7 protein-coding genes are annotated in these 8496 nt (G+C 71.1%); 3 read left to right on the forward strand and 4 right to left on the reverse strand.

The window, feature by feature from the left end; all coding sequences use genetic code 11:
- Nucleotides 1–772, forward strand: a 772-nt coding sequence (locus tag KILIM_RS21055; protein WP_006594784.1) for a M23 family metallopeptidase, incomplete at its 5' end; no start/stop codon positions are given.
- Here KILIM_RS21055 and pcrA read toward each other — a convergent pair.
- Nucleotides 769–3315, reverse strand: a complete 2547-nt coding sequence (pcrA, locus tag KILIM_RS21060; protein WP_006594785.1) for a DNA helicase PcrA — start codon at nucleotides 3313–3315, stop codon at nucleotides 769–771. The genes KILIM_RS21055 and pcrA overlap by 4 nt on opposite strands.
- Nucleotides 3316–3502: 187 nt before the next feature.
- Between pcrA and KILIM_RS21065 the strand changes: the two genes are divergently transcribed.
- Nucleotides 3503–5149 (forward strand): acyl--CoA ligase family protein, encoded by a 1647-nt coding sequence (locus KILIM_RS21065; RefSeq protein WP_006594786.1) that lies wholly within the window; start codon nucleotides 3503–3505, stop codon nucleotides 5147–5149.
- A 26-nt stretch (nucleotides 5150–5175) separates the two neighbouring features.
- Here the strand turns inward: KILIM_RS21065 and KILIM_RS21070 are convergent, their stop codons facing one another.
- On the reverse strand, nucleotides 5176–5934 hold the full coding sequence (locus KILIM_RS21070) for a polysaccharide deacetylase family protein (RefSeq protein WP_083876288.1): 759 nt from the start codon (nucleotides 5932–5934) through the stop codon (nucleotides 5176–5178).
- A 371-nt stretch (nucleotides 5935–6305) separates the two neighbouring features.
- Here KILIM_RS21070 and KILIM_RS21075 point away from each other — a divergent pair, with 371 nt between their 5' ends.
- The gene (locus KILIM_RS21075) at nucleotides 6306–6971 is read left to right on the forward strand and encodes an acetate uptake transporter (protein ID WP_083876289.1); all 666 of its coding nucleotides are present in this window, start codon (nucleotides 6306–6308) and stop codon (nucleotides 6969–6971) included.
- A 90-nt stretch (nucleotides 6972–7061) separates the two neighbouring features.
- Here KILIM_RS21075 and KILIM_RS21080 read toward each other — a convergent pair whose 3' ends face one another.
- A complete protein-coding gene (locus KILIM_RS21080) occupies nucleotides 7062–8048 on the reverse strand; it encodes an efflux RND transporter permease subunit (RefSeq protein ID WP_306302372.1) in 987 nt (328 codons plus the stop codon).
- A gap of 142 nt (nucleotides 8049–8190) precedes the next feature.
- On the reverse strand, nucleotides 8191–8496 hold a 306-nt coding region (locus KILIM_RS24410; protein WP_373280997.1), incomplete at its 5' end, for a hypothetical protein.

Consider the following 8496-nt stretch of genomic DNA (forward strand, 5'->3'; position numbering starts at 1 on the left):
GGGTGCCGCCGCTGCCGGCGCCTCGGCCGACGTCTCGTCGATCGCGACCGCCGGCGCTCCGACGCTCGCGTTGGCTCGCAGCGCCGAGGCGGTCTTTGCCCAGGCGCAGGCCCAGCTTGCGGCCCAGGCCAAGAGCCAGACCAAGGACCAGACCAAGGACCAGGGGAAAGCCGCCGACGAGCCGGCACCCTCGCCCTCCGCTGCGCCTTCTGCCGCTCCGACTGCGGCCTCGCGGCAGCAGGCCGCCTCGCGCAGCGCAGCACGGCCGGCGATCGGGCCGCGCGCGATGCTGGAGCGCAGCCCCGCCGGTGAGAGCACCAAGGCGACCCGGCTGGCAGCCCAGGCCTTTCCCGACCTCGAGCGGTTCACGTGGGTCGGCCCGGTGGCCGGCACCCGCCAGACCAGCAGCTTCGGCCCGCGCTGGGGCCGCCTGCACGCGGGCCTGGACTTCGCCGGCCCGGTCGGCACTCGCCTCAAGTCGCTGTCCAGCGGCGTCGTGACGTTCGCCGGCAAGCAGGGCGGCTACGGCAACAAGGTCGAGATCATGCTGTGGGACGGCTCGCTGGTCGCCTACGGCCACATGGACTCCATCGCCGTCAAGCAGGGCCAGGAGGTCGGCCCCGGCCACGTCGTCGGCCGGCTGGGCAACACCGGGCACTCCACCGGTCCCCACCTGCACCTGGAGGTGCGCCCCGGCGGCGGCGACCCCATCGACCCGTGGCCCTGGCTCGTGCAGCGCGGCATCCTGCCCCGCGACGTCCCCCGCAGCTAGAGCTTTTCGAGGGGGGCGTAGCGCAGCAGGAGGCGCTTGAGTTGGTCTCCGCCGAAGTCGACGTGGGCCATGGCGCGCTCCCCCTCCCCTTCGACGCGTACGACTTTGCCCATGCCGAAACTGTCGTGGGTCACGCGGTCGCCGGGCTTGAGCTGCAATGGAACCCGGTTGCCCAGCGAACGCACGCCAGGGCGGGCCGCCAGCGTCGCGACCGCGGGCGCACGACTCGTGCTCACCGGCCCCGCGCCCGAGCGGCCGCCGATCCCACCGGTCCCCACGACCCGCTCCCAGTGCACCAGCTCCTCGGGAATCTCGTCGAGGAAGCGTGACGGCGGCGGGTACGACGGCTGACCCCACGCCGAGCGGACGACCGCCCGCGACAGGTGCAGTCGCTCGCGGGCGCGAGTGATGCCGACGTACGCCAGTCGCCGCTCCTCCTCCAGTTCGCCGGAGTCGCCGAGGGCGCGCATGTGCGGAAAGGTGCCGTCCTCCATGCCGAGCAGGAAGACGACCGGAAACTCCAGACCCTTGGCGGTGTGCAGCGTCATGAGCGTGACGACGCCCTCGTCCTGCGCCGGCGCGCCGGGCACGGCCTCGGCCGGCTCGTCGGGAATCTCGTCGGCGTCGGCCACGAGGGAGACCCGTTCGAGAAAGTTGTCCAGCGTCGTCTGCGGGTCGAAGCTCTCGCCCAATTCGGTCAGCTCGGCGTCGAATTCGCGAGCGACGGAGAGCAGCTCGCGCAGGTTCTCCAGGCGGGTCTCGTCCTGCGGGTCGTGGCTGGCGCGCAGTTCGGCGACGTAGCCGGTCTGTTCGAGAATCGCCTCCAGCAGGCCGGCGACGCCGCTGCCGCCCTCGTGCACGGTGCGCAGCGCCTCCAACAACCCGGTGAACGCCTGGATCGCTTTGACCGAGCGGGTCGCGATGCCCGGCGCGTCACCGGGAGTCCCGAGCGCCTGCACGAACGAGATTCGCTCCCGCTCAGCCAGATTCGCGATGCACGCTTCGGCGCGGTCGCCGATGCCGCGCTTGGGGACGTTGAGAATGCGGCGCAGGTTGACGGTGTCGGCGGGGTTGGCGATGACCCGCAGGTAGGCCAGGGCGTCTTTGACCTCGCGGCGTTCGTAGAAGCGGGTGCCGCCGACGACCTTGTACGGCAGTCCGACCCGCACGAACACCTCCTCCACCGCTCGCGACATCGCGTTGGTGCGGTAGAAGACCGCGACGTCCTTGGGCTTGACGCCGTGCTCGTCGGCCAGCTCATCGATCGTGCGGGCGACGAAGGCGGCCTCGTCATGCTCCGAATCCGCCACGTAGCCAACGATCTTGGCGCCTTCGCCGCCGGCGGACCAGAGGTTCTTGGGCCGCCGCTGCGTGTTCTTGGCGATGACGGCGTTGGCGGCGCGCAGGATCGTCTGGGTGCTGCGGTAGTTCTGCTCCAGCAGGATCGTGCGGGCCTGCGGGTAGTCGGACTCGAACTCGACGATGTTGCGGATCGTGGCCCCGCGGAACGCGTAGATCGACTGGTCGGCGTCGCCGACGACGCACAGCTCGCCCGGCGGCACGCTCGGCTGCCCTTCGATGTGGATGCCGTCGCCGACGAGCTCGCGAATCAGCTGGTACTGGGCGTGGTTGGTGTCCTGGTATTCGTCGACGAGCACGTGCCGGAATCGCCGTCGATAGTGCTCGGCGACGTCGGGGAAGGCTTGCAGGATGTTGACCGTCGTCATGATGATGTCGTCGAAGTCCAGGGCGTTGGCCGCCCGCAGCCGCCTCTGGTACTCGGTGTAGGCGGCGGCCAGCACGGCGTCGGCGGGCGGCGCGTCCTCGGCGTTGGCCTTCGAGGAGAAAGTCTCCTCGTCGATGAGCTCGTTCTTCAGGTTGCTGACCTGCGCGGAGAACGATCGGGGCGGGTAGCGCTTGGGGTCCAGGTTCTGGTCGCGCAGCACCATGCCCATGAGCCGTTGGCTGTCAGCCGCGTCGTAGATCGAGAAGTTGCTGCGCAGCCCCACGCGCGTGGCCTCGCGGCGCAGGATGCGCACGCACGCCGAGTGGAACGTGCTGACCCACATCGCCTTCGCCTTGGGACCCACCAGCGCCTCGACCCGCTCGCGCATCTCACCGGCGGCCTTGTTGGTGAAGGTGATCGCGATGATCTGCCCCGGCGACGCGCCCCGGTGGGCCAGCAGGTGGGCGATGCGGTGCGTCAGCACGCGGGTCTTGCCCGAGCCCGCGCCGGCGACGATGAGCAGCGGAGAGCCGGCATGCACGACCGCCTCGCGTTGCTGGTCGTTGAGGCCTTCGAGCAGATCGGCCTGCGCGCGTGCGAGTTCGGCGGGGTCGGGCTTGGCGCGGCCCGTCCAGCGGGGGTCGCGCCCGGCGTCGGGCGCCGCGGTGCCATCCAGCGCCCACTGGGGCACCCCGTCGGGGCCGACCGCGCTGCCGTCGGCGGGCTTGTCGCGCGGCAGATCACCGCGGGCCGCGGCGGGCGCCAGCCCGGGCAGGGGGAGGTCGTGCAGGTCGTCGAGGGGGTTCGGCAGGCTCATCGTGGTGCTCAGTGTAGGACGCCTGTACGCACCCCGAGACCACCCTCGCCGCTGTTGGCGGCACAGCCTCCGGATCCCCTCTCCGACACGCACATCGGCCCCATTGGCGCCGAACCCGCGCACGCGCACGCGCAAACCGTGGTGAGCTACCTCCAACCCACCGCCGCTACTCCCCCGGAGGCCGACCATGGAGCGCGTCAACCACACCCCCCTCTCCCCGCTGTCGTTTCTGGCCCGTTCGGCCGCGGTGTGGCCCGACAAGCAGGCCGTCGTCTACGGCGACACCTCCTGGACCTACCGCGAGTTCGCCGATGAGGTGCAGGTCATGGCGCGGGCGCTGGCGGCCAGCGGGGTCGAGCCCGGCGACCGGGTCGCCTACGTGCTGCCGAACGTGCCGCAGATGCTGGCGGCCCACTACGCGGTCCCCGCGCTGGGGGCGGTGCTCGTCGCGGTCAACACGCGCCTGTCCGCCGAGGAGATCGCCTACCTTCTCGAGCACTCGCAGGCCAAGGTCGTCGTCGTGGACGGCGGACTGCTGGAGGTCGTGGCGCGAGCGGTCTCCACCGGCGACCGCGCGCCCAGCGTCACCGACATCGTGCTCATCGACGACGAGGCGGCCGGCGCGGTCGGCTCAACTGCGGACCGGGAGCTTGCCGGCGACCGGCTCATCAGCCTCGCGGATTTCCGTGACCGGGCCGATCGGTCCGCGGTCGAGCCGCAGTGGGGCACCGACGACGAGGAGCGGCACCTCTGCCTCAACTACACGTCGGGCACGACCGGCCGGCCCAAGGGCGTGCTGTACACGCACCGCGGGGCCTACCTCAACAGCTTCGGCGAGATCGTGCACTCCGGCTTCACCCGCGACACCCGCTACCTGTGGACGCTGCCGATGTTCCACTGCAACGGCTGGTGCACGACGTGGGCGATCACCGCGATCGGCGGTACCCACGTGTGCCTGCGCGAGGTTCGCGGGGATGTCGTGTGGCGGCTGCTGCACGACGAGCAGATCACCCACCTCAACGGCGCGCCGACCGTGCTGACGACCATCGCGAACGCGCCCGAGCGCACCGAATTGGAGCGGCCGGTGACGATCACGACGGCCGGCGCACCCCCGGCTCCGGCCACGATCCTCGGCATGGAGGATCTGGGCTTTCGGATCGTGCACGTCTACGGCCTGACCGAGGTGTACGGGCCGTATTCGGTCTGCGAGCCGCAGGATTCGTGGGCCGACCTGGAGCCGCAGGAGCGGGCCAGGATTCAGGCGCGGCAGGGCGTCGGCATGGTGCAAGCCGATCGGATGCGGGTCGTCGACCCCGAGATGAACGACGTGCCCGCCGACGGGGAGACGATGGGCGAGATCGCGATGCGCGGCAACAACCTGATGGCCGGGTACTACCGGGATGCCGAGGGGACCGCGGCGGCTTTCTCCGGCGGCTGGTTCCACACCGGCGACCTCGGAGTCATGCATCCCGATGGGTATGTCGAGTTGCGCGACCGCGCCAAGGACGTCGTGATCTCCGGCGGCGAGAGCATCTCGACGGTCGAGGTCGAGCAGGCGCTGATGAGCCACCCGGATGTGTTGGAGGTCGCCGTCATCGGGGTGCCCGATGAGAAGTGGGGCGAGCGACCCAAGGGCTTCGTCAAGCTCAAGGAGGGCGCGGCGGTCACCCCCGAAGAACTCATCGAGCACGTCAAGAGCAAGATCGCGCGCTACAAGGCCCCCAAGGCCGTCGACTTCGTGGTCGAGCTACCCAAGACGAGCACCGGCAAGATCCAGAAGTTCGCCCTCCGCGACGCCGAATGGGGCCAAGGCAACTCCCGCATCCAGGGCTGACCCCGCCCGCCGGGAGAGGCCGGCGGTCAGCGGCAGGCGGGGAGCGTTTCGAAGCGGTAGCCCTGGGCCTTCAGGCGCGGGAGCACCTGGGCCAGGGCCGCGACGCTCTGGGTGCGGGGGCCGCCGCCGTCGTGCAGCAGGATGACGCTGCCGGGGCGCGTCTTGCTCAGGATCGTGGACGTGATGCGGGGCGCACCCGGGCGGGACCAGTCCGACGGATCGACGCTCCACAGCACCACCTGCTTGCCCTGGGCCCGCGCCTCGTTGCGCACCACGCCGTTGACGAAGCCGCCCGGCGGACGCATGCACGTCGTGCGTCCGAGCACCGAATCCGCGCGCCGCAACTGGTCGCGCACCGTGGCCGGCGAGACCTTCGTCAGCCAAGGGTGGGTCTGCGTGTGGTTGCCGATCGCGTGCCCGTGTGCCCGAACCCGCGCCACGAGAGGCCGATTCGCCTGGGCCTGCGAGCCGATCATGAAGAAGGTGGCCTTGGCGTCGTACTTGGCCAGCAGGGCGAGCACCTGCGGCGTGTACCGGCGGTCCGGGCCGTCGTCGAACGTCAAGTAGGCGACCTTGCCGCCCTTGGTCGGACGCGGGTGCTTCGTCGTCGCCTTGGTCGCCGGCGTCTTGGACTTGGCCGGTGCCTTGGTGGCAGGCGGCGTCGGATTGCCCGGAGTCGGTGTGGCGGAGGCAGCGGAGGCTGCCTGGGCAGTTCCGGCCGACACCAGCTGCGTCGCGCCGGCGCCGACGGTGAGCGCTACCCCCAGCGCCACGGCCACGCTCATGCTCGCGACGAAAGTCGAGCGGATCCTGGAGCGCTCACGCCTGGTCATGATGGTTCCCCCTAGCTGTCGATCGCCGACCGATCGGGTCGACAACCTGACCTTCCCGCGGGCACCTCGCAGGGCCAGCACGCGCATTTCACACGGGCATCACAGTTCGAGTCCCGGTCGCGCGGCGTGGCCTCACGGGGCCGGACCGCCGGGCGCACCTGAGCCGCGCCGAGCAGTCCAGCTTCGTTGCGAACTGGGCGAATACACCCGCCGACACTCCTGTGCAATCCATTGGGCGCGGTGGGACCAAAGACCCGGGGTTCTGTGCGATCACCCGGTGGCATCGTTCATGTCAGTTCCATTCGCGGCGCCGCGATTCCGTCGTGGCGAGCGTTCGACGGAAGGTAGGCAATGTCCGAAGTACTCGAAAGCCCTCGCATCAACCCCGTGTCCGCCTCGGGTCCGACCGTGACTCGGCTCGCCCTCGGGGATCCCGGCCCCTTGGGACCGCCGCCTTCGCCTTGACGACCTTCGTGTTGTCGACCTTCAACGCCGGTCTCATGCCGACGACCCTGGAGCCGGTCGTCCTCGGTCTCGCACTCTTCTACGGCGGCATCGTGCAGGTGTTCGCCGGCTTGCTGGAGTTCTTCAAGGAGAACACCCTCGGCGGGGTGGCCTTCTGCTCCTACGGCGGCTTCTGGCTGGCCCTGTGGTACCTGTCCAGCCACACGGAGTTCTCGGCCACCATCACGCCGAGCGACAAGGGCCACGCGGTGGGCCTGTTCCTGCTCGGATGGACCATCTTCACCGCCTACATGACGGTGTGTGTTGCCCGGACGAACAACGCCCTGCTCATCACGTTCGTCTTCCTGCTCGCCGCGTTCGTCTGCCTGACGATCGGCGACTTCGCCGGCAGCACGCTGGCGACCCGCCTCGGCGGCTGGACCGGTTTCGGCGCCGCCGCCGGAGCCTGGTACTGCTCGTTCGCCGCAACGATGAACGCCACCGCGGGGCGCGCCATCGTGCCGGTGGGCCCGCGGTCTCGCTGACAGCTGCAGGCCGATGTCGCGGCACACGAAGGGCAGACCGGCCGGTCGTGGCAGGGGCGCTCGGCACGCAGGGCTCGGCCCTTCGACCCGCTAGGTCCCCGCCTCGGCGTCGACGCGGGGGCGTTCGGCCGGGCCGGGCTCGTTGTGCTCGCGGTGCCCGCGCCGGCGTCGCTCCCGCAGTCGGGCGCGGCCTTGCTCGAGGGCGTCGTAGAGCACCGGAACGAGGATCAGCGTCAGCAGCGTGGAGGTGATGAGGCCGCCGATGACGACGATCGCCAGCGGCCGGGAGATGAACACGCCCCCGCCGGTGAGCCCGAGGGCCATGGGGATGAGCGCGCAGATGGTGGCCATCGCGGTCATCACGATGGGTCGCAGCCGCAGCCTGGCCCCGTGCAGGATCGCCTCGTGCACATCGGCCCCGGCGGCGCGGTATTGGTTGACGAGGTCGATCAGCACGATCGCGTTCGTGACGACGATGCCGATGAGCATGAGCAATCCGATCATGGCGGGCAAGCCGAGCGCCGTGTCGGTGAGCAGCAGCAGCACCGCCGCCCCCGTCGCGGCGAACGGCACCGAGACCAGCAGGATGAGCGGCTGCGCCAGCGACCGGAACGTCGCGACCATGACGAGGAAGACGATGGCGATGGCGATGGCCATCGCCAGGCCGAGCTGGCGGAAGGCCTCCTCCTGGTCGGCCGAGACGCCCGCGATGGTCGCGGTAACGCCGCTGGGCAGCGCCGTGGCCGCCAGCCCGTCGCGCAGCGCCGCGTTGGTCGTCGACAGGTCACCACCCGTTGGGGTGCCGGAGACGGTGACGGTGCGGGTGCCGTCGGTGCGGGTGATCGTCGAGGGTGCGCTCACCTCGCGCACGGTCGCGACATCGTCGAGGCGCAGCGCCACCCCGGTGACCTCCTGCGCCGCCCGGGTCAGGTCGGCCAGCCGCTGCGCCTCCACCGCCGAGGAGCGGGCCTTAGCCTGCTGCGCCGTGAGGGCGGCGATCTGCTGGTCGATCGCCGCGACCTGCCCCTGGCTCTGGGCGATGAACGCGTCGATCTGCTGCAGCAGCCTCGCGGCCAAACGCTGCGGGTCGGGCAGTTGGGGCAGGGGCGGTAGCTGTGGTGCCGCGGTCGGCCCCGGGGCGCCCGTCGCGCCCGGGGCCCCAGTCGGCTTGGGCGGGTCGGTCGGTCCGGTCGGTCCGGGCGCGCCGGTCGGCGCCTGATCACCGGTCGGCTGGGACGTAGGCGTGGTCGTGGGCGCGACCGTCCGCGTCACGGTGACCGTCGGCGTTGCGGCCGCCGTCGGCGTTGCGGCCGCCGTCGGTGGCGCCGTGACGGTGACCGTCGGCGGCGCGGCACTGGTCGGCGTGGGACTCCCCGGTGCGGTTGGCGTCGGCGCGGCCAGACTCGTGCCGGCGACCTCGGGTGTGGCAGTCTCGGCGCGCCCTGTGGAGCCTGCGGGTGCCGTGGAATCCGCCGGTGCCGGCGTCTGCGCGGGCGGATCCGTGGTCGGCGACTCGGTGCCCTGG

The organism is Kineosphaera limosa NBRC 100340 (genome assembly GCF_000298215.1).
GTDB classification, from domain to species: domain Bacteria; phylum Actinomycetota; class Actinomycetes; order Actinomycetales; family Dermatophilaceae; genus Kineosphaera; species Kineosphaera limosa.

Bases quoted from the DNA above. Each gene is read 5' to 3' on its own strand.
- KILIM_RS21070 (WP_083876288.1), bottom strand. From the start codon at position 5,934: ATGAGCGTGGCCGTGGCGCTGGGGGTAGCGCTCACCGTCGGCGCCGGC.
- KILIM_RS21065 (WP_006594786.1), top strand. From the start codon at position 3,503: ATGGAGCGCGTCAACCACACCCCCCTCTCCCCGCTGTCGTTTCTGGCC.
- pcrA (WP_006594785.1), bottom strand. From the start codon at position 3,315: ATGAGCCTGCCGAACCCCCTCGACGACCTGCACGACCTCCCCCTGCCC.